Raw genomic sequence first — 23,266 nt, 5'->3', positions numbered from 1 at the left:
CTATGATTAAAAGAGCTATTACCGCAAGTCCATCAATGGAAAAAGGCCAATTTCATTCAAAATCCGGCCCCCTGGCGATAGCGGCCCTGGCCTGCGCCCTGCTCACGGCCCTGCCCGCCCAGGCCACCGATTTGCTGCAAGCCTGGCAGGCCGCACAGACCCACGATCCCCAACTGCTTGCCGCCCGGGCCGCGCACGGCAGCGCCCAGCCGCAACGCCAGCAGGCCAAGGCGCTGTGGCGGCCCAGCATCGGCCTGACAGCCAGCGCCGGGCGCGGCTATGGCGAAACGCAGATGCAGGGGGCGCAGTTCACCGCACCCGGCATGGGCACCAGCAACGGAGTGGACTTCGGCACCTCGGTCACCCACGGCAACGCCACCCAGGTGGCGCTACAGGCCAGCCAGCCGCTCTTCAACCCGGAGCGCCGGGCCCAGCAGCAGCAACTGAACGCCAGCGCCGACATGGGCGATCTGCAATGGCAAGCCGCCCAGCAAGCGGCCATGCTGCGCACGGCCCGGCACTACCTCGATCTGGCCGTGGCGCAGGAGGCGTTGCGCGTCCTCGACCAGCAACTGGCCGCCGTCGATCAGGCCTTTGCCGAAGCGCAGGAGCGCTTCGACCTGGGCGCCGCCCCCATCACCGCCGTCCACGAAACCCGCGCCCAGCAGGCGCAGTTGCAGGCCCGGCGCCTGGCAGCGCAAGCGACGCTGGAAGTGCAGCGCCGCCAGCTGCACGACACCACCGGCCTGCCGGCGGAAACTCTGGCCCCGCACCTGCCGACCGCCATCGCCCCCCTGGGCCAGGCGCTGGAACTGTGGCAGGAGCGTGCGGCTGCATACAACTTCCATATCCGCCTGCAACAACGCGCGGTGGATGCCGCACAGGCCGAGGCCGGCAAGCACCGCGCCAGCGCAGCACCCAAACTGGACCTGATCGCCCAGGCGCAGCAGCAGCGCCTGTCGGGCCGGGGCGATTTTGGCCACCATGCCCGCACCAAAGACACCCAGGCGCTGATCGGCGTGCAGCTCACCGTGCCGCTCTACACCGGCGGCTACCGCTCGGCCAAGGCCGAAGAAACCCAGGCTCAATGGCTGGCCGCCCAGGCCCAGCTGGAAGCCACCCAGGCCGAAGTGGCCCGGCAAGTCCATGCTGCCTGGCTGGGCGAGCAAACCGGCGTGCAGCAGGTGCGTGCCCTGGAAGCCGCCTTGCACGCCAGCGCCGCCCGCCAGGACGCCACGCGCACCGGCCAGACGGCAGGCGACCGCACCGTGCTGGACGTGCTGCACGCCGACAACGACCATGCCGCCACCACCCTGGCGCTGGCCCAGGCCCGCAGCAGCCTGCTGGTAGCACAACTGCAATTGGCCCAGTTGGCCGGCCAACTGGATGAGAGCGCCTTGCAGCACGCCAACCAAAGCCTGGCGGCAAGCCAGCCCAACAACCAAAACTAATAGCTTTCAGCGCTTAACCCATAAGGGCTAAAGCCACTTTTCTCTTGATTTTTTACCCACTCTGGAAAGGCACACCACCATGACCTCCTGGCAACTCGTCCGCCTGCTGGCCGGCATTTTCATCCTCGCATCCCTGGCCCTGGGCACCCCCGGCAGCCCGGTCTTCGTCAGCCAATGGTTCCTGGCATTCACTGCATTCGTCGGCGCAAACCTGCTGCAAAGCGGCTTGACGAAATGGTGTCTGCTGGAGGGCATCTTGCGCAAACTGGGCGTCCAGCCCGGCTGTTGAGCAGCGCTGATCTGAGAACGTATTTACGATCTGAAAAGAAAACCCGCTACAACTGGAAAGCTGTAGCGGGTTATCTGTTCTGGTGGGTCCTGAGGGGGTCGAACCCTCGACCAACGGATTAAGAGTCCGCTGCTCTACCGACTGAGCTAAAGACCCGTGCCAACCGAACCGAAGTCCGAGCGACAACAAGAAAAATGGTGGGTCCTGTGGGATTCGAACCCACGACCAACGGATTAAAAGTCCGCTGCTCTACCGACTGAGCTAAAGACCCGCGCCAGACGAACCGAAGTTCGAGCGACAGAAGACAAAAAGAGAATGGTGGGTCCTGAGGGATTCGAACCCTCGACCAACGGATTAAGAGTCCGCTGCTCTACCAGCTGAGCTAAAGACCCGCGCTCACCGAACCAGAGGTTCGAGCGACAGAAAGAGAAGTGGTGGGTCCTGTGGGATTCGAACCCACGACCAACGGATTAAAAGTCCGCTGCTCTACCGACTGAGCTAAAGACCCATGCTGGTTACGGCAAACCGCAATCAGCGAAGACCGCAATTCTAGCAGTAATTTTTTGCGCTCCAGAAAAAACTAGGCTTTTTTAGCCTGCCGGGCCAGCTGATCCAGCACCCATCCTGCCGCACATTGGCCAAAGGTGGCCGTCACGGCCACCACCGAGCCGTAGCCATGGCAATTGAGGCTGCCATCGGTGCCCTGTGCCAGCTGGCAGGACGCATCGGGCGGGGCCACCGCCTCGCGGCTGAAAACGCAGGGAACGCCGATTTTCTTGCCGTCCCGCGCCGCGCCATGGTGCTTGCGCAGCCGATAGCGCAGTTGCGCCAGCAGGGGGTCGTGGGTAGTGTGGGCCAGATCGTCGATATCCACCTTGTGCGCCAGCCGCTTGCCGCCTGCCGCCCCGACGGTGATGAAGCACTGGCGCGTCTGCCGCGCCCACTGCGCCATGGCCTGTTTGGCGCTGACCTGGTCGCAGGCGTCGATCACGGCATCAACCGGGCCGGCCAGCACACCGGGCCAGTTCCGGGGCGTCACGAAGTCATCGACCACCGTCACCTGACAGGCCGGATGGATTTGCGCAATGCGCTCCTGCATGGCCAGAACCTTGGCCTGCCCGACAGTGGCGGTCAGGGCATGAATCTGCCGGTTGATGTTCGATTCGGCGATATGGTCCAGATCGACCAGGGTCAGGCGGGCCACACCGCTGCGGGCCAGGGCTTCGGCGGCCCAGGAACCCACGCCGCCAATGCCGACGACAACGACGTGCGCGGCCCGGATTCGGGCCGCGCCGTCAACGCCATACAAACGCTGCAGACCGCCGAAACGGCGCTCCAGATCGGCATCGGAAAAATTCTGGTCGGAAAAAAAAGCATCGCCGACAACGTCGGCGATGGCAGGGGGTTGCGCAGACATGCGGCGTTATTTCAAGCTATCGAGCAGTTGCTTGCCGGTCGCGGCAGCCTCGGAACCAGGATAGTCCCGCAGCAGTGCCTGCAACACCTGACGGGCCGCCTTGGTGTCCTTCAGCTCGATCTGGCAATTGGCCAGCGACAGGGCAGCTTCGGCCGCACGCTCGTGCTGCGGCCCGGCATTGACCACGGCCCGGTAGTTCTGCACCGCGTTCTTGTAGTCCCGCGCGGCGTACTGGGTATTGGCCAGCCAGAAACGCGCCGAGGGGATGTAGCCGCTTTGCTTGTAGGTGTTGATGAAGGCGGCGAAGGATTTGCGTGCCGTGGCAAAGTCCCCGGCCCGGAACTGTTCCAGCGCCACCTCGAAATCGTTGCGCTCCTGCGGCTGGGCGATGAAGCGCAGGCCATCGACCTGCACCTCGGCGGGCTCGAACCGGCTCAGGCGCTCATCCACTCCCTGCACCAGATCGTTTTGCGTGCGCTGGATTTCGGAGGCCTCGCGGGCCAACTGCTCGTTCTGACCGCGCAAGCGAGCCAAATCGGAACGCAAGGTTTCAATCTGGGCCTGCAAGTCGAGCAAGCTGCGGCGCATCTGGGCGTTTTCCTGGGCGCTGGCGTCGAAACGCTGGCGCAGTTCCAGGATGGCACGCCGCGCTTCGGCATCTTCAAACAAGGCATGGGCACTGGGCAGGCAGGCAAGGCTGATGCCCAGCACCGCGCTGGCACGGACGATATGGCGGACTGGGGAGTGGAATATCTGCATCTCTTGGAAAAAGATTAACGGCGGTAGGACAGCTCGGCGCGGCGGTTTTGTGCGTAAGCGGCTTCGTTGGCACCTTCAGCAGCGGGTTTTTCCTTGCCGAAGCTGACGGCTTCGACCTGGCTGTCCTGCACGCCCAGCAGGTTCAGCGAACGGCGCACGGCTTCGGCACGCTTTTGGCCCAGGGCCAAGTTGTATTCGCGGCCACCGCGTTCGTCGGTATGGCCTTCAACCACGACCTTGCGGCTGGCATCGGCCTTCAGGAAACGGGCGTTGGCATCGACCAGACCCTGTGCTTCGGGCTTGACCACGTAGCTGTCGAAGTCGAAGTACACCACGCGGCCGACGTTGCGCGGGCCGCCATCGGCGCCGATGTCGCTGCCGGTGAGGTCTACGCCGGCCACACCGCTGGTGGCGTTGTTGGCGTTGCGGTCTTCCACCGAAGCGTCATTGAGCTTGACACCCGAGCTGCAACCGGCCATGACGGCTGCGGCTGCGGCGATAAAAGCGATACGTTTAAAAGTGAGCATGAAAAATTCTCCTACCCTAGAAAATCCTAGGCTTTCAAGAAACGTGCAAGTGAAGAAAAGGTTTACTGGCTCAATATTTCTGGAATGGGCCCCAGGCCGGTTCCCGCAAATCGCCGCCCTTGCCGGCCAGGCGGGCCTTGATTTTCCCGTCCAGGGTGGTGGTCATCAGGGCTTCGCCGCCGCCCTGGCGGGTGGCATAGACCAGCAGGCGGCTATTGGGGGCAAAGCTGGGGCTCTCGTCATCGGCGGTTTCCGTCAGGGCGGTGACATCGCCCGTGCCCATATCCATGACATGGAGCTTGAAGGCGCCGCCCACCCGGGAAATATAGGCCAGCCACTTGCCATCGGGGCTGATGCTGGGTGAGATGTTGTAACCGCCGCTGAAGGTGATGCGCTGGGCACCGCCGCCCCCCAGGCCGACCTTGTAAATCTGCGGCGCACCGCCCCGGTCGCTGACGAAGTACAGGCTTTGCCCATCGGGGGCAAAAACCGGCTCGGTATCGATGCCGCTGCTTTGCATCAGACGCCGGGGCTGGCCGCCTTCGGCGCTGATGAGGTAGATCTGCGAAAGGCCGTCGCGGCTCAAGGTGACGGCCAGCTGGCTGCCGTCGGGCGACCAGGCCGGGGCGCTGTTGGAGCCACGGAAATTGGCCACCACGCGCCGCTGGCCGCTGGCCACGTCGTGCACGTACACCACGGGCTTGCGTGATTCGAACGAAACGTAGGCCAGTTGCGTGCCGTTGGGCGACCAGGCCGGGGAAATGATGGGTTCGGTACTGGCCAGGGCCGACTGGGCATTCTCCCCGTCGGCATCGGCCACCCACAGCACGTAGCGCCCGCCGGCCTTGGTGACGTAGGCAATGCGGGTGGAGAACACGCCGCGCTCGCCGGTCAGCTTTTCGTAGATGAAGTCGGCAATGCGGTGCGCAACCAGGCGCAGATCGCCCTGCACGACGACAAAGCCCTGGCCGCCCAGGTCTTGCGCCTTGACCACGTCCCACAGGCGAAAGCGCACGTCGAAGCGACCATCGGCCAGCCGGGTGATGCTGCCGCAGGACAGGGCATCGGCGCTGCGCTGGCGCCACTGGGCCATGTCGGGCACGGAGTTTTCGTCCAGCTGCGCGTCCTGCGCCTCGACGCCCCGGAACAGGCCGCTGCGCTCCAGGTCGGCCTGGACGATCTGGGCGATTTTCTGGGGCGCGGCGCCTTCGCCGCGCAGGGCGGGCAGGGCAATGGGAATCTGGCGCAGGCCGACGCCGGCGATTTCCACCCGGAACTGCGCCAGGGCCGGCGCCGCAGGGGCCGCTGCCAGCAAAGCTAAGAGACTGCGCCGCGAGGTGGCCGCGCCGCTGCTGGAAAGAGTATTTGGAGAGAACACGGGAGAGAAGGAATGCGTTGTCATGAAAGGCCGCCAGGAAAAAAGAAGCGTCAGCACGTTCTTCAACCAGCGGCAATGGTACACAGTCTTGGCCGCTTTTGTGCCAAGTCTCCCAGGGTGAACCCGTATCCAACGGCATCCGGCTCGCCTGGAAACCAGGGGGCGCCACGTAGAATCGCCCGCCATGCCTGATGCCTCCCACTCTTTACCCAACCATGCCCTGAGCGGCGTGCAATCCATGCCCTTGCGCCAGCGCCTGCGCCGGGTCGCCCCGTATTTCTGGACCGGGCTGCGCGGAACCTGGGCCGGGGCGGCGCTGGCCACCCTGGTCGGGGCAGCCACCGAACCATTGATTCCAGCCCTGCTCAAGCCGCTGCTGGACAACGGCTTCACCCAGGGCGACCTGAACCTGTGGCTGGTGCCGCTGTTCATCATCGGCCTGTTCCTGGTGCGCGGCGTGGCCCAGTTCATCGGCCAGTACACCCTGGCGCGGGTGGCCAACGATGGCATGCTGGCGCTGCGCAAAGACCTGTTCGAGCGGGTGCAGCAGGCGCAGATGGGATTGTTCTCGCGCCATTCGGCCAGTGCCCTGTCCAACACCGTGGTCTACGAGGTGCAAACCGGCGCCACCCAGCTGGTGCAGGCCTTCCTGGTGATTTCGCGTGACGGCTTCACCCTGGTGGCCCTGCTGATCTATCTGCTGTACCTCAACTGGCAGCTGACCATGTCCGTGGCGGTGATCGTGCCGGGCGTGGCCTGGATCATGAAAACCCTCTCCAAACGGCTGTACCGCATCACCAAGACCAGCCAGGAGGCCACCGACGCCCTGGCCTATGTGGTCGAGGAAAACGTGCTGGCGCACCGCATCGTGCGCCTGCATGGGGCGCAGGCGGCGCAGAACCGGCGCTTTGGCGATCTGAGCCGCCAGTTGCGCAGCCTGAACATCAAATCGACGATTGCCTCCTCGGCCATGACGCCGGCCACCCAGCTCATGGCGGCGATGGCGCTGTCGGCGGTGATCTGCATCGCCCTGTGGCAAAGCCGCCAGGGGGGCGACGCGGCCATCGGCGGGCAGGTGTCGGTAGGCAGCTTCGTGGCCTTCATCAGCGCCATGCTGATGCTGATCGCCCCGCTGCGCCGGGTGGCCGACGTGGCCAAGCCCATGACCTCGGGCATTGCCGCCCTGGAGCGCGGGCTGGCGCTGCTGGAAGGCAACCTGGCCGAAAGCGGCGGCAACGCCCGGCCCGCGCCGGTACGCGGGCATATCGCGCTGCAACAGGTGGGCGTTTCGTTTGGCCAAGACTTGGCCCCGGCCTTGCAGCAGATCGACCTGGACGTGCGGCCCGGCGAAGTGGTGGCGCTGGTCGGCCCCTCGGGGGCGGGCAAGACGACGCTGGTGAACTTGCTGCCGCGCTTCCTGCAACCCGGCAGCGGACAGATACTGATCGACGGCGTGCCCCTGCCCGAATGGGATCTGGCGTACCTGCGCCAGCAATTTGCCATGGTCAGCCAGGACGTGGTGATGTTCAACGACACCGTGGCTGCCAACGTGGCCCTGGGCAGCGGCGCCGTGGACGAGGCCCGCGTCTGGGACTGCCTGGAAGCCGCCAACCTGACCGAACACGTGCGCAGCCTGCCCCAGGGCATCCATACCCCGCTGGGGCACAACGCCAGCCAGCTCTCGGGCGGGCAGCGCCAGCGCCTGGCGATTGCCCGCGCCCTGTACAAGGACGCGCCGATGCTGATTCTGGACGAGGCCACTTCCGCGCTGGACACCGAATCCGAGCGCCTGGTGCAGCAGGCCCTGCAACGGCTGATGCAGGGGCGCACGACGCTGGTGATCGCCCACCGCCTCTCGACCATCGAACACGCCGACCGCGTGGTGGTGATGCAGCAGGGCCGCATCGTCGAGCAGGGCACGCACGCCCAGCTGCTAGCGCTCGATGGCCTGTACGCCCGCCTGCAGGCGTACAGCGGGCAGGAAGGGCAGCAATAAAAAGGAGCTGTTTCCGCTTGATTCATAACGATTTCAGGCATTAAACGACCTGAAATCGTTGATTCATCAGCGGTAGCAGCTCTCTTTTTGAATATTTACCCAGGCAGCCCTACCACGCAGGCGGCGTGCGCCGCTGGCTGCGCAGCCCGGCCTGCAGGATGTCGGCCAGATAGCCGCGCTGCGAGCGCTGGGCGAAGTCGATGGCGCTCAGGCCCAGCTGGTTGCGCAATTGCACGTCCGCCCCCTCTTCCAGCAGCAGCTCGACCATGGCCTGCGAGCCGTATTGCGCGGCCAGCATCAGCGGCGTGCTGCCGTTGGGCGAGGCGGCGTCGATATAGGCGTAATGCTCCTGCACCAGCAGGCGGGCAATGGCCACGCTGTCCGGGTGGTCGGCGCTGGCTGCGTAGTGCAGCGGCGTCCAGCCGGGGCGATTGACGGCGGCCCCCTTGGCCAACAGGCGCTGCACGAAGTCCAGCCGCCCCTTGTTGCACGCCAGCATCAGCGCCGTCTCGCCCTGGGGGTTGGCAGCATCGACGTTCAGGCCCGGCGCCAGCAGCAGGGCATCGGCGGCCCGCCAGGATTCCAGGCGCAGCGCCCTGACCAGCGCGGGCTGGCCCTGGGCATCGACCATATTGGCATCCATGCCGCGCAGCAGCAGGTTGACGACGGCGCGGTCGTTGTCCCGCACGATGGCGGTGCGGAAATCCTCCAGCGCATCGGCCGCAGCCGGCAGCGCCGCCCCGGCCAGCAGCGCCGCAGCCGCCATGCCCAGGATCGGGCGCAGAAGCAGGCGCACCGTTTGGCGGCGGCGCATCATGGCGCCGTCACCCCGGTAAAGAGCCGGTCGAAGTTGGCGCTGGTCAGCTGCGCCATCTCCTCCACGGCCATGCCGCGCACCTGCGCCAGGCAGTGCGCGACGTGCGGAACGTAGGCCGGCGTGTTGAGCTTGCCCCGGTAGGGCACGGGGGCCAGGTAGGGGCTGTCGGTTTCGATCAGCAGGCGATCGAGCGGCACATAGGCGGCGATGTCGCGCAAGTCCTGCGCGTTCTTGAAGGTGACGATGCCGGAAAAGGAGATGAAGAACCCCAGATCCAGCGCCGCCTTGGCCGTGGCCAGGCTCTCGGTAAAGCAGTGGAACACGCCGCCGGCGCTGCCCGCGCTGCCGTCTTCGCCCTCCTCGCGCAGGATGGCCAGCGTGTCGTTCGCCGCTGCGCGGGTGTGGATGACCAGGGGCTTGGCGCAGCGCCGGGCCGCGCGGATGTGGGTGCGAAAGCGCTGACGCTGCCAGTCCAGGTCGGCAATGCTGCGCCCGCCCTTGCGGTCTTCCATGCCGTAGTAGTCCAGTCCCGTCTCCCCGATGCCGACCACACGCGGCAGGGCGGCGGCGGCCACCAGCTCATCGACATCCGGCTCGTGCAGCCCTTCGGTATCCGGGTGGACGCCCACCGTGGCCCACAGGTGCGGATGGGCCAGCGCCAGCGCGTGAACCTGGGGAAAGTCCTCCATCGTGCAGGAAATGCACAGGGCGCGGGTGACCTGGGCCTGCGCCATGGCGTGCAGGACAGCCGGTAGCTGGCCCTGCAGCTCCGGGAAATTCAAGTGGCAATGCGAATCGGTAAACATGCAATGGATGCAGCCCGCACAGGGGCTGCCAGGGGGAGGTTGGTGCGGACAGGGGAGCGGCGCGTCAGATCGTCTGCGTAGACCGGTCGGAACCCAGCCAGGAGCCGAGGACGGTTTCGATCTTGGCTTTCAGTTCCTCGCTCTTGGGCTCGGCCGGAAAGCGCACCCCGATGCCCTGGGCGCGGTGGCCGGCGCCAGCGGGCGTGACCCAGCCGACCTTGCCGGCAATCGGGTAGCGCTGGGCATCGTCGGGCAGGGTCAGCAGCACGTACACGTCGTCGCCCAGGCGAAACTCCCGGTTGGTGGCCACAAAGATGCCGCCTTCGGCAAACAGGGAAATGTACGCCGCGTACAACGCGCCCTTTTCCTTCAGGGCCAGTTGCAAAACGCTGGGACGGGGAGACGACGGAGTATTCATGCCGAAAAATAATTTGTTTCAACTTTTGGAGTGTAGGACGCTGCGGGCCTGCACGACAAGCGCCTGCACCATCAGCGCGGGCTGGAAGGGATGCTCGGCCGTGCGCAGCGCCTGCGCCAGAGCCTGCGCCCAGCGCAGCAAAGTCCGCAGCGCCGGGGGCCGGGGCAAATCCTGCGGCAGAAAGTAGCGCGGCGCGGCGCCCTGGGCCACGCACATCAGGTCGTGGCACAGCTTGTGCAGCCAGAGCAGCAATTCCTGCGGCGCCAGGGTGCCCAGCACGGTCAGGTCGCCCTCGCGCACCCACCGGGGCAGCTCCTGCGCCAGACGCAGCCCCACCGGGCTGCGGGCCAGGGCCAGCGCCTGCTCGGGGCTGCCGCCAGCGGCACGCAAGGCGGTGGCCGCCGCGTCTGCCGCCACGCCCTGGGCCTGCAACCACGCCTGGGCCGCCGCCGATGCGGGCCAGACCATGGTGTGGGCCAGGCAGCGGCTGCGGATGGTCGGCAGCAGCTGGTGCGCGGCCTCGGTGGCGAGGACGAAGCGCACGTTGCCCACCGGCTCCTCCAGGGTCTTGAGCAGGGTGTTGGCGGCAATGGTGTTCATCGCCTCGGCGGGGTAGACCAGCACGGCCTTGCCCCGCCCGCGGGCGCTGGTGCGCTGGCAGAACTCCACGGCCTGGCGCAGGGCATCGACACGGATGTCCTTGCTGGGCTTGCGCTTTTTCTCGTCGATCTCGGCCTGGGCCTTTTCCGGCAGGGGCCAGCCGCGCTCCAGCAGCTGCACTTCGGGCATCAGCACCAGCAGATCGGCGTGGGTGTGGATGTCGATGGCATGACAACTGGCGCAATGGCCGCAGGCCCCGGCAGTGGCTGCATCGTCGGCCTCGCACAGCCACGAGCGCACCAGGGCCAGGGCCAAATCCCACTGCCCCAGGCCCGCCGGGCCGTGCAGCAGCCAGGCATGGCCGCGCTGGCGCAGCAGGCTGTCTTGCTGGGCCAGCAGCCAGGGGGCCAGGGTGGACTCGGTGGCGGAGCTTGCAGCGGCGTTCACGCAGCGCCCTCCAGCAAACCATGGGCCTGCACCGCCGCCAGGACCTGCTGCCAGACGCCGGGCCGGTCGGCATCGGCGGCAATGCGGGCAAAGCGGGCACCGTCCTCGGCGCAGCGGCGGGCATAGCCACCGGCCACGGCGGCAAAAAAATGCTCCGGCTGGGCCTCGAAACGGTCGGGCACGCGGGCGGCGGCCAGCCGTTGGGCGGCAGTGGCCGCAGGCAGGTCGAACCACAGGGTCAAATCCGGTTTCAGCACCGCATCGGGATTCAGCCCAAAGCCGGAAAGCGTGATGCGCTCCAGTTCCAGCAGCACCGACCAGTCCAGCCCACGCCCGGCGCCCTGGTAGGCGAAGGTGGCATCGGCAAAACGGTCGCTGATGACGACCTCCCCCCGCGCCAGCGCCGGGGCGATCACATGGCCGACATGGTGGCGCCGGGCGGCAAAGGCCAGCAGCGCTTCGGTATGCGCATCCATGGCCTCGTGCAGCAGCAGCGTGCGCACCTGTTCGGCCAGGGGCGTGCCGCCGGGTTCGCGTGTGAGCGTGACCGTGCGCCCGGCCTGGCGCAGCGCCCGGGCCAGGGCGTCGATGTGCGAGGACTTGCCCGCGCCGTCGATGCCTTCAAAACTGAGGAAAAAACCCTGCTTGCTTGCCGCCATGCTTGCTACTGCGCTTTCTGTGGGGTGCCCTGGGGCGCGGACTGGCCCCGGATATAGCGATTGACCGCCCGGTTGTGTTCCTGCAACGTGGTGCTGAACTGGCTGCTGCCGTCGCCCCGGGCGACAAAATACAGGGCATCCGTTGTCGCCGGCTGCACGGCAGCCAGCAGTGCGGCCTTGCCGGGCATGGCAATCGGCGTGGGCGGCAGGCCCGGGCGGGTGTAGGTGTTCCAGGGGGTATCGGTCTGCAAATGGATTTTGCGCAGACGTCCGTCGAACTGCGGCCCCAGCCCGTAGATGACGGTCGGGTCGGTTTGCAGCAACATGCCCTTGCGCAAGCGGTTGGTGAAGACCCCGGCCACCTGCGGGCGGTCGCTGGCCTGGCCGGTTTCCTTCTCCACGATGCTGGCCAGGATCAGGGCCTGCTCGGGGCTTTGCAGCGGGGTGGCCGGGTCGCGCATCTCCCAGGCCAGGGCCAGGCGCTTGTCCATCGCCGCAGCAGCGCGGCGCAGCACGGCCAGACTGCTGCTGCCCTTGGCGTAGGTGTAGGTGTCGGGGAAGAAGCGCCCTTCGGCGGGGATACCGGGCTTGTCCAGCGCGGCCATGATCTGCGCCTCGCTCCAGTCGGCGGTGTCCTGTTTGAGCGTGGTCTCCCGGGCGATGGCCGAGCGCATCTGGTGGAAGGTCCAGCCCTCGACAAAGGTGATCGCCATCAGGCTTTCTTCCCCGCGCACCAGCTTCATGAGCAGGCTGTAGGGCGTGGTGCCGGGGGGAATCTCGTAGTTGCCGGCGCGAATCTGCCGATCCTTGCCCGACAGGCGGAACCACGCATACAGCAGCCGGGCATCGGTCTGCACGCCCGAGGCGACCGCCGCCTGGGCCACCGCCCGGGGCGTGGTGCCCGGCTCGACCTCCAGCTCCACAGCGGGAGCGGTCAGCGCCAGCGGCTGACTCAGCCACCAGGCACCCGCGCCGACTGCCGCCGCAGCCAGGACACACAACAATAAAAGAGTTTGAAAAAAACGACGCACAGGCCCATGCCTTGAGGGGAAAAGACCCGGGATGATAATTCACCCATGACCGAGACTTTTTCAGGCGCAAGCCCCCTGCCCCATTGGGGCGTGATTCGTGCCCAGGGCGCCGACGCGGCCACCTTCATCCACAGCCAGCTCACGCAGGACTTTCTGCTGCTCGGCCCCGAAAGCGCCCGCCTGGCCGCTTTCTGCAATGCCAAAGGGCGGATGCAGGCCAGCTTCATCGCCATCCGGCCCAGCGCCGAAGACATCCTGCTGGTGTGCGAGCGCGATCTGCTGCCCCAGGTACTCAAGCGCCTGCGCATGTTCGTCCTGCGGGCCAAATGCCAGCTGGAGGATGCCAGCGCCGCCTTCACCCTGCTGGGCCTGACCGGCAGCGCCGTGCCTGCCGGGCTGAACACCCCCTGGCAGGTGCTGCCGCAAGGGGCCGCACAGGTGATCGGCCTGTACCCGGCCCAGGGTCAGGCACGCGCCCTGTGGCTGGCACCGGCAGGCACGCCGGCCCCGAATGTGGCGCCGCTGGCCCCGGCCATCTGGCGCTGGCTGGAAGTGATGAGCGGCGTGCCCCTGGTCAGCCAGGCCATCTACGAACAGCTGGTGCCGCAGATGCTCAACTACGAATCCGTCGGCGGCGTGAACTTCAAAAAGGGCTGCTACCCCGGCCAGGAAATCGTGGCCCGCAGCCAGTTTCGCGGCACGCTCAAACGCCGGGCGTACCTTGCCCAGGCCAGCGCAGAGGTGCCGCCGGGGGCCGAAGTCTTTGCTACGAATAATGTAGAGCAGCCCGTTGGCGTGGTGGTGTTATCAGCACCAAACCCTGTCCAGATCGGCCAATGGTCAGCGGTAATAGCTATGCAAACCGGTGCAGCCGAGCAAACCCTGCACAGCAACGGGGTGGCGCTGACGCTGCTGCCCCTGCCCTACCCGTTGCGCGACGATATTTAACTTTGAAGCATGCCGATTCGCGCCGCTGGCAAAGACTGCCAACGGAATCCCACCGCGCATCTACGACGATGCACTGCCCCTGGAATAAACCAAAGCGCGGCCTCTGTGCATCGTAATCCGGCGTACTGCTGCACGCTTCATTCATTTAAGAAGCTTTACTTTAGTTTGACTGCAATCCCACGCTGTCTCAATCAAGATGAAATGGTCATTGTAAGGAAAGATTGAAACAAGTTTTTTATTATTATTTGACAATAAGCTCCGATATTCGAAAGGTGGATGCCCCCAGTCGCATGCCGCATGCCTTTTCAACAATTCTTTCATTTTCAATTCATTATTACCAAAAGAGCTATATAACTCTTTGGCAATCTCAATTCTTCCGAGTTTGAAAACTTGATCTTTGGAGGCGATGAAACTGTATAATGCTCTCATACTAATTGCAATTCTATTAATGCAAGTTGTATGAATCAATTAAAGCATATACTACCGTCAACACAATTAATTTATAAAAAAGTACATACAAAATTCATACAACCATGCCAGCCATGGTAATCACAAGAATTTACAATGTAAATAAGAAAAATCTTAAAATGAAAAATATATTGTCTGCTCAAAAAATAAATCACCTGGAATAGAACAATGCCGATTCGATATATTGAAAACGAATTTATATTATCGTAGAATAAATTTAATTATCGAAAATATTTTTGGCAATGCAGAATTTCAATAAATCTTGATCACTTTCAAGCTCAAGCTTTCTCATTGCCGATATCTTCTGGGCACTTACGGTTTTAATACTTCTATTAAGTAGAACTGCAATTTCCCCAACGCTCAATCCCGAGACAAAGTGCCTTAAAATTTCAAATTCTTTGACGGATATTTTCGATATCTTCTTTTTCACATCTTCCTGATTGCGCAAAGACATAGGTTTTAATGAAAAATTAGGCGGATAATAGCACCCACCTTGCGACACCACATTCAAGGCAACGATCAGCTCTTTCAAATCGCCATTTTTAAAGACTACACCACGCACCCCCAGATCATAAAGACTGGATATTATTAAACTATTCGTCAGCATTGTCAGAACAATAATATCAGTGGAAGAATAATTGCGCAATATATAATTGATCAATTTTATACCATCACCATAAACATGATCATCGGGCATATTGAAGTCCGTAATCACGATATTGGGGCTACTGACATTTAAAATTTTTATCAAATCGCTGGGAGTACCTGCCTGCTCTGTAACCTCGAATAAAATATCTTTTTCAATTAATTCACGTACCCCCATAAGAACTATCGGATGATCATCAGCAATAACAACCTTGAATTTTTTCATTTTGAACTCTCAATTCTCATGCATTTTATTTATCTAAATTTGCAACAAAAAATTTTCAATATTGATAATTAATTTTTTCACCCCATCCATTATTAGATGCCCGTCACTGCCAGTTGAGATCTGCAACTCAATCTGAGCACATTCTTCGCTTAAAGAGTCAGCATAGACAACAGAAAACGCACCTCTTATCCGATGAACATTTTTTTGTATTGAAATTACATCATTTTCATTTATTGCTTTTTCAATAGCATCAATATCTTCCCGCATTGTTTTGATAAAAATATCTCGCATTTTTTCCGACATATTAAAAAAACAATTATCTACGTAACGATCATCATGAATAATTTGTTGCGCTTTGCTTTCGGTATTAACTCCGCAAATCTTCACTAAAATATCACGCAACTGCTTCAAGCTCATTGGCTTGACAAGCCATGCATTCATGCCAACAGCAATGCATCGTTCTCCCTCTTCTTTTAAAGCATTTGCAGTCACTCCAATTATTGGAAATTCCGAATCCACTGCTCTTATTTTCTTGACCAGCTCATAACCATTCATCACTGGCATATTAACGTCCGTGATCAGCACATCAAAATTTTTTGGTTTCCAGTTCTTAAAAGCAATTTCACCATTCTCTGCCAAGAAAACACTGCAACCAAGGTTTTCCAATTGCTCTTTGATCAATAACTGGTTAATCGGATTATCTTCGGCAATCAGAACCTTAAAGCCCAAACTTTCATATTTATCTTGTTTCAAAAACACTTCTTTTCGATTATCTATGTTCTGAGATAACTGGATGGCCTGAAGAATATCATTGAGACGATGAACACTAACCATCCATGAACCATCCGTTTTCCTTTGTAGAGATAAAGATGAATTTGAGATTGCACAAACACGCGCCCCGGTCCAAGATAAATCTTTATCACAGTTATTTAGCACATCCAGAAGCACTGCGTTTTCATGTGCATCCGCCGAAATGCAATCAACAACAACTGGATTCCCCCCCCAATAATTAATCCAATCTGCCAGCTGATTTGATAACTCTTTGAAAGGTGAACGCAAATAAACAATTTCCGAATTCAGTCTTTTCGAATCTTCTTCGATCAATTCCAAAGAGGGAATAGGCAAATCCAGGAAAAATGAAAAACTGCTCCCCAACCCGGATTCACTAATAACACTCAATTTTCCACCCATTATTTCGCATAAACGTGATGAAATTGATAGCCCTAAACCTGTCCCACTTACTGTATGGTTTTGATTGTCAGCTTGATAAAACGGTTCAAAAAGTCGCAATTGCTGTTCTTGTGAAATGCCAATTCCCGTGTCCGTCACCTGCCACTGCAATCTGGCACAATTGGCATTTATATCCAATAATTTTAATCTTAGAACTACACGACCAAAATCTGTAAACTTGACAGCATTGCTAAGCAAATTATTAATAACCTGACGTATACGAACATGGTCTCCTCTGACAATTCTCGGGGTTTTTACATCGATACAGGCATATATTTCCAAATTTTTCTCTGCCGCAATTGCGGAATATCCAGATACAGCATCTTCCACCAACTCGATCGGATTAAAATCGACAAGATCAATTGCCATTTGGCCCGCTTCGATTTTTGATATATCCAAAATATCGCTAATCAGTTGCAATAATATAGAAGAAGATTGCTGCACTGTGCTCAGGTAATTTCTTTGCTGTGTCGTGAGCTTAGTCAAACTAAGCAATTCCAGCGTACCAAGAACACCATACATTGGAGTTCTAATTTCATGACTCATCGTTGCTAAAAATAAAGATTTCGCTTCATTTGCAATGTCTGCAGATTTTTTTGATTCCTCAAGAACTCTTTCTGCATTTTTCAAAGGCGTTATGTCATTGAATGCACATAATATTACCTGATCCCCTTTATAACGCGCACGTGAAAATGAAGCATATAAGAATTTTTCATTGATATTCAGTATTTCCTCTTCTTTTTCCTGTTTGGAAATAAAAATTTTCCACTCTTTACTAAGCGCTTCTATTTGATCAGCCCCTCCCAACCACAAATCAGCCAGATGATTTAAAACAACAATTTTTCCAGAGTGATCTCTTAAAACACACAATGCTACAGGGGCAGTTTGAATAATTACCCTGCTAAATGAATCGCTTTCAATCAACTCGCTATGAGCTTTTTTTGCTGGAGCAACCACATTTTTTGAATACCATCTGGAAAAGATCCAGGCCAATAGAATAATTAATGAAAAAACAGCAAATCCACTAATAATGTGCCACTTCGCATATCTAAAAAAACTGGAATAACTGAGCAGGTACAAGCCTTGCCACCCTGCATGCACAGGAGCAGAAATTTTAAAAAGAATACCTTGCTTCAATAAATTAAATCCATCTTCATACTTCTCACCTTCAATACCATTGTTATCAAGGTACACTCCATCGGGAGATATTAAAGTCAAAGAATCAAAAATCGGTTTTTCAAGAAAATTAAGAAAATCATTTACCTCATCGATATCAACAATAGACAATGCAAATCCAGAGATGTAATTTTCATTTCCAGAAAATTTTCCTTTGTTAATTTTTATAAAGGCAACCAAACGGTTGCCTGTAAAATTTTTCAAACCATTTGATTTAAACCACTTAACATTTCCTGGGTGGTTCTTTTGCGCCTCCAAATTAATTTTTGCCTCTTCAACAAGAGAGAGATAGGTTCTCTGGCTGATTCTTTGATTGTTATAAATTTGACCAATGGCTGGAATGAAGACTCCAAACTCAGTGTCAGAAGAAGCCCAAACTATTTGAGGAGGCGGATAATTGGAAAGACTCCAAAAACTGCTATAATAATTAGAAAACCGAATACCCAGTGAAAAATAATTCTTTGAATTTAATTCATTTTTATTTAAAAACAAATTAAATGGCAAGGCGAAGGAAAACTCCCTGCTCTCAAAAAGTTCTGTAGCATTATCCGATGAAATCAATCGACTTTGATAGTTAATGATCTCGTTTTTATTGGAATAATTTGTCTGATGACTCTTTTCAGCAATCCCAGACAAAAATTTCTCATTTTCTCTAATATCACCAATCAATCTAGAGAAATGTATGATTTTTTTGTCATATTCATCTTGAATTACACGATTTACAGCCCAAAGACTTATAGCAAACAGTATTAATAAAAAAGACAACCCACCCAAAAAAATAAAATTATGGCGCAATGAGTTGATAGTAAATTTTTTTAGCATATTTCTTGAAATAAATAATTATTTCACTTCAGGATGGAATTTGTATAAAATACATACTTTTACCATAAAAATTATCTCAAAAAATAGAACAATAAGTCATAAAAATCTTCAGAACCTGTTCAAAATCTTTTGAGCAAAAGATCCTGGTGATCGGTCCGTCGCCCCGATCATGGGCACTGCCATGGCTCCTTGGATGCGGCAACTTGGACAACCCGCGAGATCTTCTTGGACGCGTCATGCCTTTGGCACACTGTGCCCGTGTGCTTCACACTCTGTGCCGTCCACGCTCAAGAACACACTGCAGGCACTACGCCACAGCCTCTCTCGAACCATACCAACTATTTTTTTGAAGCCTGCCCCAGCAGCAGGTTAGCCCCTCTCTACTCACGGAGCACTCTGGAAATGGAAAAGTACACGTACACAGTACGCCATTTGGGAAGTTCGCTGGGCAGCAGGCCCACCACACACACCCGCCCTCCTTCCTGCACATCCCCACACCCGCGTACCTTCCTACATCACTACATCACACTCGCGAAAGCAGACGCCCCGCAGCAGTATCGACAACGATAGATATCATCGCAGCGATGAAAGTAAGGCTGCTGCTACCGAATCCCCGCTTATGTGAGAATGACTGCAGGAAAATGACAAAAATTGAAAACATGGCCAACGACGGTATCAAAAAAATTTTGAATAGATTCTAAGATCTCGACAAAAAACTACCATCTTGAAGCAAACGAAAAAAAACATCGTGCGGCACAGGTTCTGAAATCAAATACCCTTGAACATAATCACAGTTCAAACTTTTCAAAAGTGCTATCTCATCAGGGTGCTCCACTCCCTCAGCAACAATCTCAAGACCCAATTTCCGTCCCAATTTTATGATGCTGGTCAGTGCAGCCGCCAACCCTTTGTCATTGAAACATCCATGAACAAGCGAACGATCAATTTTCAATTCAGTAAAAGGGGTGGAAACCAGATTATGCATGGAACTATACCCCTGACCAAAATCATCTTGTGCTAGTCCAAATCCCCGCATCCGTAGACGACATGTACCAGCATAATATCTAGTGATCGCCTCGGCACGAGTAGATTCGAGCAATTCCAGAACAATATCGGATGGACTGCCTCCCTGATTAATAACAAAATCATAAACTCTATCAGGGAAATTATCACTATCGAGCAAATTGGTAGGCAAGTTGATTGCGACTTTAATTTTAAAACCTTGTTTCTTCCAAACTCTCTGTATATTAATTGAATTCTCAAGAATCAACCATAACAGCTTCTCTTCCAAACCAGCTTCTATAATTTTATCCATAAACATGATGGGCCGGAGAATTCCTTTTGTAGGATGATTCCAGCGAACCAATGCCTCTGCAGCATAGATGCACCCATCAATCAGTGATGTTTTTGGCTGAAACCATGCACAAAACTCATTGTTGCCCAAACCATTGATTATCTCTTCGATTGCAGGCTTTTCAGCAAGAAAAAGTCCAGAATGACATTTTTTGACATTTGAATCCAAAGTTTTTTTTAGGTTTTCCAACAGCTTGCAAATAGATGCAACACGTGCGGGCTTAGAAATATTCTCCAGTACTATCAAGCCATGTGCCCGCGCGACCATAGATGCTCCAGAAATTATTTGTCTCGAAGCAGAACTGATGATTGCAAGAATTGGAGGTTGTTCAAGTAATGCCAACCTCTGAATTAATTGAACACCATCTAGATCAGGCATCATCAAATCGCTTATTACAAGATCAAAATTACTTTCTTCAATAATTTTGATAGCATCTTCACCATTTTCTGCAGAAGATACATGACTCAAATCCAAACCCAAACTCAAAAAAATATTTTTTAAATATTCTCTTTGAAATTCTTGATCCTCAACAATCAGTATTCTAGGTGAAAACATTATTTTTTCTCCATAGAAAAACTTAGCAAGCAAGAGTATAATGTTTTTATATTTATTGGCTTGGTTAGAATTTTTTGAATTCCAATAGATTTGCACATGTCTTCATCTTCAGGCATCACATTGGCAGTTGTAACTATTATCGGCAAGTTGCACTCCATATTTCTAAGCTGCTTAGCAAAATCAAATCCTGATATACCCGGCATATTGACATCCGTTATGATTAGATCAAGATTTTTATCCATCCATATTTTTAATGCTTCGGTTGCATCAGATGCCAAAATTGCACTGCAACCAATAATTTCCAATTGATCGCGAATAACCATTTGATTTATAGGATTATCTTCAACAACCAATATATTCAAAGACAGCTTGTCGTCATTGAAAAACTCATAAGAATTTGATGTAATTCCCGCAGAATTATTTTGAGCCAAACTAAGTGCCTTGAAAATACCTTTTAAATTAAATCTACCGATGTGCCACTCAAGCCCTTCTTTTCTTGGCTGCTCTCCCCCAAGATCCGAAACAATGACTCTTGAATCTTTCCATGCAGAAAAAGGAATCTGTTGACAAGAATTAAAACGCAGTTCCAATAGAACAGCATCACAATCATCATTGTTTTGGTAATTCATTTGAAAAACTTGTGCATGCCCTCCCCAATACTCAATCCATGCACAAAAATTTTCTGTTAATTCTTTAACAGGTGTGTGAACTAGAATTTTCTTATCAAGCAATTTTTCATTAATATCTTCATCCAGTTTAATTTTCTCCAAAGGAAGATTTAATGTAAAACTACTTCCCAATCCGACGTCACTGACGACACGAAGCTCCCCCTGCATTAAATCTGCCAGTCGTTTACAGATCGATAGCCCCAAACCTGTTCCTGGAGTATTCTTTGAATTTTCAGATACTTGAAAGAAAGGATCGAAGAGAAATTTTTGATTTTCGATAGCTATTCCAGCACCAGTATCAGATATTTGCCAATTCAAATTAATAACTGAATTTTCAGTCCGTACTCCAGATTTAACTCTCATAACTATACGCCCATGATCGGTAAATTTTACTGCGTTGCTTATTAAATTATTCAGAATTTGCCTGATCCTCGAATCATCGCCTTGAGCAAAACCAGGAACGGATGGATCGATACAAGCGTATAAATAAACACCTTTGGCACGAGCAGAAGCAGCAAATGAAGAAACAATGTCAAGCGTTAACTCTGCAGGAGAAAAAACAGATTTGTTTAACTTTAATTTTCTGGCTTCAATCTTCGATACGTCAAGCACATCATTAATCAATTGCAGCAGCGTAGAAGAAGATCGTTGTAAAGCTCTTAGATATCCCTCTTGTTGAGAATTAAGTATTGTCCGGCTTAGGAGTTCTATTGTACCTAACAGGCCATGAAGTGGAGTTCTTATTTCATGGCTCATGGTTGCCAAGAATAATGTTTTCGCTTGATTGGCCTCATCAGAAAGTTTTTTCGCCATTTCAAGAGCTTCCTCAGTCTGCTTTCGCTCACTGATATCACTGAATGCACAGCACAGCACATCTTCACCAGAATAACTTGCGGCAGAAAAACTCAACAAAAGATTTTTACCGGTTGGCGTAATAATTTCTCTGTCGTGCTCCGTATCGTCAGACTCAAACGCGTTCTCTATCCAGCCAAGACTCCATGCTCTGCGCACTTCACCACTGCCGAGCCATTTCTGTGCAAGCCTATTTTCCAGAGCAACTTCCGCATCACGTCGTCTCAACACGCAGAGCGCAACAGGCGCGGTTTGTATTATGGTTCGCGAAAAATTATCATTTTCAATTATTGAACAGATACGCTTTTGCTCAGGAATAATAAGTCTTTTATGCAATGTTCTATGCAATAGATATAGAAAATAAAAGCCCGTGACAATAATTAAAAAACCAAACAAAAGTTTTGGAATTAACGGCAGCAGCAATTCCTTGAAATCATAATAATATATCAGAGACCAATCCGATGCTCCGACATGTTTTACCAGTATCAATCTGCTATCCAATAGTTGCCCACCATCAAATCCAAAATAATCTGTTCCGAAATTGGCTCGCAGATTTTTTGCAATATTTTGCAGAAAACTATCTCCCAAAACCACTTCGGCGTTCTTATTAATCAATACATAGTGACCAGCATCTGGGTATTGCAAAGTTTTTTCTAGCTCCTTCATGCTTATTTGCAACCCTAACCAGTTAACACCGTCCCTATTTTTTATTTTCTTCAGAATAAATATTTTTGAGCGTTCCGAAGAATTATCAGACATCCATACAAAATCATCATTATCAAATTTAAAATCCTCATCGTCAATATAATTTATAATTTTCCTTGACAAGGTATCCTCTTTATTCCCCCCATTATGTAGAGTAAATATTTTCTTTTCAGATTCATAATCAATGTAAAATAAATTCAATTTCTTTTGATTTAGTTCTTTAATATCTTCCGGCGCCAGAAAAATAGATAGTTTCTTTTCAAATGCACCTATACTAATATAAACTGGCTGATCGTCAGACAACAAATAGCCAAGCCCTTCATTTTTAACCGCAATATTACGCGCAAGATGCTCAAGCAAAATTTCTTTTTCATCAAGATATGTTTTGGCTTCAAACATAGCAGCATTCATGTGTCTGCGAATCTGCCAAACTTCATTATTCAAAGCAGCTCCCATCAAAATCACAAAAGCCAAAAATAAGAAAATTCCTCCCCCTAACGCCAAAACACGCAAAAGAAGCCTTGCAACTCTCAAGTTAGAAAAAGATGAGTTTCCATCTCCACATATATTTTTCAAATTCATACACTCATTGTTCATGAATTTATGAAAAAAACCATAAGACAATTCTTAAATTTCATGCTATCGGATAGTTAAAAAAGATATTGATTTTTTGGAATTTTTAAAAATATTTTCGCAAATGCATATTTCTATTCATGCAATTCAAAGTATCTATTCGATATTTTTAATCGCCATGGTATTGATGCACTCAAAAACTCAGAATATTCCAATGCAAAGGGAAACATTGCCGCATGCAAGATCAATGCCCAGCCTGTAGGGTCGAGGCATAGACCCGTCGAACAAAAACAAAACCCGTTACTGCTCCATGAACAGGAAGCAGCACAACGCCTTGTAAAAGGCGCTGGGCCCACCGATGAGTTCGGTTGAACGGAAAAATTAGCGGTTCAATTTTTTCGATCTTCAAGCAGCAAGCGCAGCGTCAAACAACAGACTGAATTGCGACC

The 23,266-nt window shown here is 54.3% G+C and carries 18 protein-coding genes and 4 tRNA genes; 4 read left to right on the top strand and 18 right to left on the bottom strand.

Annotated elements, in window-relative coordinates:
• Window positions 1-35 precede the first annotated feature (35 nt).
• Together ACFO3A_RS02965 and ACFO3A_RS02960 are read left to right on the top strand one after the other, a co-directional pair.
• The gene (locus ACFO3A_RS02965; protein ID WP_377723855.1) at window positions 36-1,451 is read left to right on the top strand and encodes a TolC family protein; all 1,416 of its coding nucleotides are present in this window, start codon (window positions 36-38) and stop codon (window positions 1,449-1,451) included.
• Between the two features lie 79 nt (window positions 1,452-1,530).
• A complete protein-coding gene (locus ACFO3A_RS02960; protein ID WP_377723853.1) occupies window positions 1,531-1,740 on the top strand; it encodes a YgaP family membrane protein in 210 nt (69 codons plus the stop codon).
• Between the two features lie 80 nt (window positions 1,741-1,820).
• Here the strand turns inward: ACFO3A_RS02960 and ACFO3A_RS02955 are convergent.
• The 8 genes from ACFO3A_RS02955 to tolB all read right to left on the bottom strand — a co-directional run bounded on the left by ACFO3A_RS02955 (window position 1,821) and on the right by tolB (window position 5,845).
• Window positions 1,821-1,896: transfer RNA gene (locus ACFO3A_RS02955), tRNA-Lys, on the bottom strand.
• Window positions 1,897-1,935: 39 nt separating this feature from the next.
• Window positions 1,936-2,011: transfer RNA gene (locus ACFO3A_RS02950), tRNA-Lys, on the bottom strand.
• Window positions 2,012-2,056: 45 nt separating this feature from the next.
• Window positions 2,057-2,132 (bottom strand) — tRNA-Lys (locus ACFO3A_RS02945).
• A 40-nt stretch (window positions 2,133-2,172) separates the two neighbouring features.
• A tRNA-Lys gene (locus ACFO3A_RS02940) sits at window positions 2,173-2,248 on the bottom strand.
• A 72-nt stretch (window positions 2,249-2,320) separates the two neighbouring features.
• On the bottom strand, window positions 2,321-3,157 hold the full coding sequence (locus ACFO3A_RS02935; RefSeq protein ID WP_377723851.1) for a tRNA threonylcarbamoyladenosine dehydratase: 837 nt from the start codon (window positions 3,155-3,157) through the stop codon (window positions 2,321-2,323).
• 6 nt (window positions 3,158-3,163) lie between these two features.
• Window positions 3,164-3,916: a tol-pal system protein YbgF gene (gene ybgF, locus ACFO3A_RS02930; protein WP_377723849.1), complete on the bottom strand. Its 753-nt coding sequence runs from the start codon at window positions 3,914-3,916 to the stop codon at window positions 3,164-3,166.
• 14 nt (window positions 3,917-3,930) lie between these two features.
• Window positions 3,931-4,443, bottom strand: coding sequence for a peptidoglycan-associated lipoprotein Pal (gene pal / locus ACFO3A_RS02925; RefSeq protein WP_377723847.1), 513 nt, complete (start codon window positions 4,441-4,443; stop codon window positions 3,931-3,933).
• A gap of 70 nt (window positions 4,444-4,513) precedes the next feature.
• Complete coding sequence (gene tolB, locus ACFO3A_RS02920) at window positions 4,514-5,845, bottom strand: Tol-Pal system beta propeller repeat protein TolB (RefSeq protein ID WP_377723846.1); 1,332 nt, start codon at window positions 5,843-5,845, stop codon at window positions 4,514-4,516.
• A gap of 160 nt (window positions 5,846-6,005) precedes the next feature.
• On the opposite strand from tolB, the gene msbA reads away from it, so the two are divergent.
• Complete coding sequence (msbA, locus tag ACFO3A_RS02915) at window positions 6,006-7,817, top strand: lipid A export permease/ATP-binding protein MsbA (RefSeq protein WP_377723844.1); 1,812 nt, start codon at window positions 6,006-6,008, stop codon at window positions 7,815-7,817.
• Window positions 7,818-7,926: 109 nt separating this feature from the next.
• On the opposite strand, the gene ACFO3A_RS02910 is transcribed toward msbA, so the two are convergent.
• The 6 genes from ACFO3A_RS02910 to mltG form a co-directional block, all read right to left on the bottom strand.
• Window positions 7,927-8,634 carry an ankyrin repeat domain-containing protein gene (locus tag ACFO3A_RS02910; RefSeq protein ID WP_377723842.1) on the bottom strand — a complete coding sequence of 236 codons (708 nt, stop codon included), beginning with the start codon at window positions 8,632-8,634 and terminating at the stop codon, window positions 7,927-7,929.
• Complete coding sequence (locus tag ACFO3A_RS02905; protein ID WP_377723841.1) at window positions 8,631-9,440, bottom strand: TatD family hydrolase; 810 nt, start codon at window positions 9,438-9,440, stop codon at window positions 8,631-8,633. Before ACFO3A_RS02905 ends, ACFO3A_RS02910 begins: the two co-directional genes overlap by 4 nt.
• A 64-nt stretch (window positions 9,441-9,504) precedes the next feature.
• Window positions 9,505-9,858, bottom strand: a complete 354-nt coding sequence (locus ACFO3A_RS02900; protein ID WP_377723839.1) for a PilZ domain-containing protein — start codon at window positions 9,856-9,858, stop codon at window positions 9,505-9,507.
• 18 nt (window positions 9,859-9,876) lie between these two features.
• Window positions 9,877-10,905 (bottom strand): DNA polymerase III subunit delta', encoded by a 1,029-nt coding sequence (locus ACFO3A_RS02895; RefSeq protein ID WP_377723838.1) that lies wholly within the window; start codon window positions 10,903-10,905, stop codon window positions 9,877-9,879.
• Complete coding sequence (tmk, locus tag ACFO3A_RS02890) at window positions 10,902-11,564, bottom strand: dTMP kinase (protein WP_377723836.1); 663 nt, start codon at window positions 11,562-11,564, stop codon at window positions 10,902-10,904. The genes ACFO3A_RS02895 and tmk overlap by 4 nt, the downstream gene beginning before the upstream one ends.
• A 5-nt stretch (window positions 11,565-11,569) precedes the next feature.
• Entirely contained in the window at window positions 11,570-12,595 is a 1,026-nt protein-coding gene (gene mltG, locus ACFO3A_RS02885; RefSeq protein ID WP_377723834.1) for an endolytic transglycosylase MltG, read from the bottom strand.
• A gap of 45 nt (window positions 12,596-12,640) precedes the next feature.
• Between mltG and ygfZ the strand changes: the two genes are divergently transcribed.
• Window positions 12,641-13,543, top strand: a complete 903-nt coding sequence (gene ygfZ / locus ACFO3A_RS02880) for a CAF17-like 4Fe-4S cluster assembly/insertion protein YgfZ (RefSeq protein ID WP_377723832.1) — start codon at window positions 12,641-12,643, stop codon at window positions 13,541-13,543.
• A gap of 685 nt (window positions 13,544-14,228) precedes the next feature.
• On the opposite strand, the gene ACFO3A_RS02875 is transcribed toward ygfZ, so the two are convergent.
• From ACFO3A_RS02875 to ACFO3A_RS02860, 4 genes are all read right to left on the bottom strand, one after another.
• The gene (locus tag ACFO3A_RS02875) at window positions 14,229-14,882 is read right to left on the bottom strand and encodes a response regulator (RefSeq protein WP_377723830.1); all 654 of its coding nucleotides are present in this window, start codon (window positions 14,880-14,882) and stop codon (window positions 14,229-14,231) included.
• Window positions 14,883-14,915: 33 nt separating this feature from the next.
• Entirely contained in the window at window positions 14,916-18,110 is a 3,195-nt protein-coding gene (locus tag ACFO3A_RS02870) for a hybrid sensor histidine kinase/response regulator (RefSeq protein ID WP_377723828.1), read from the bottom strand.
• Window positions 18,111-18,807: 697 nt separating this feature from the next.
• Complete coding sequence (locus tag ACFO3A_RS02865) at window positions 18,808-20,019, bottom strand: EAL domain-containing response regulator (protein ID WP_377723826.1); 1,212 nt, start codon at window positions 20,017-20,019, stop codon at window positions 18,808-18,810.
• Window positions 20,019-22,826, bottom strand: coding sequence for an ATP-binding protein (locus ACFO3A_RS02860; RefSeq protein WP_377723825.1), 2,808 nt, complete (start codon window positions 22,824-22,826; stop codon window positions 20,019-20,021). Before ACFO3A_RS02860 ends, ACFO3A_RS02865 begins: the two co-directional genes overlap by 1 nt.
• Window positions 22,827-23,266 lie beyond the last annotated feature (440 nt).

It is taken from the genome of Comamonas nitrativorans (assembly GCF_042654765.1).
In the GTDB taxonomy this organism is placed as follows: domain Bacteria; phylum Pseudomonadota; class Gammaproteobacteria; order Burkholderiales; family Burkholderiaceae_C; genus Comamonas; species Comamonas nitrativorans.
Note: the sequence above shows the minus strand (reverse complement) of the source record. Positions and strands in the feature narration are given on the sequence as shown.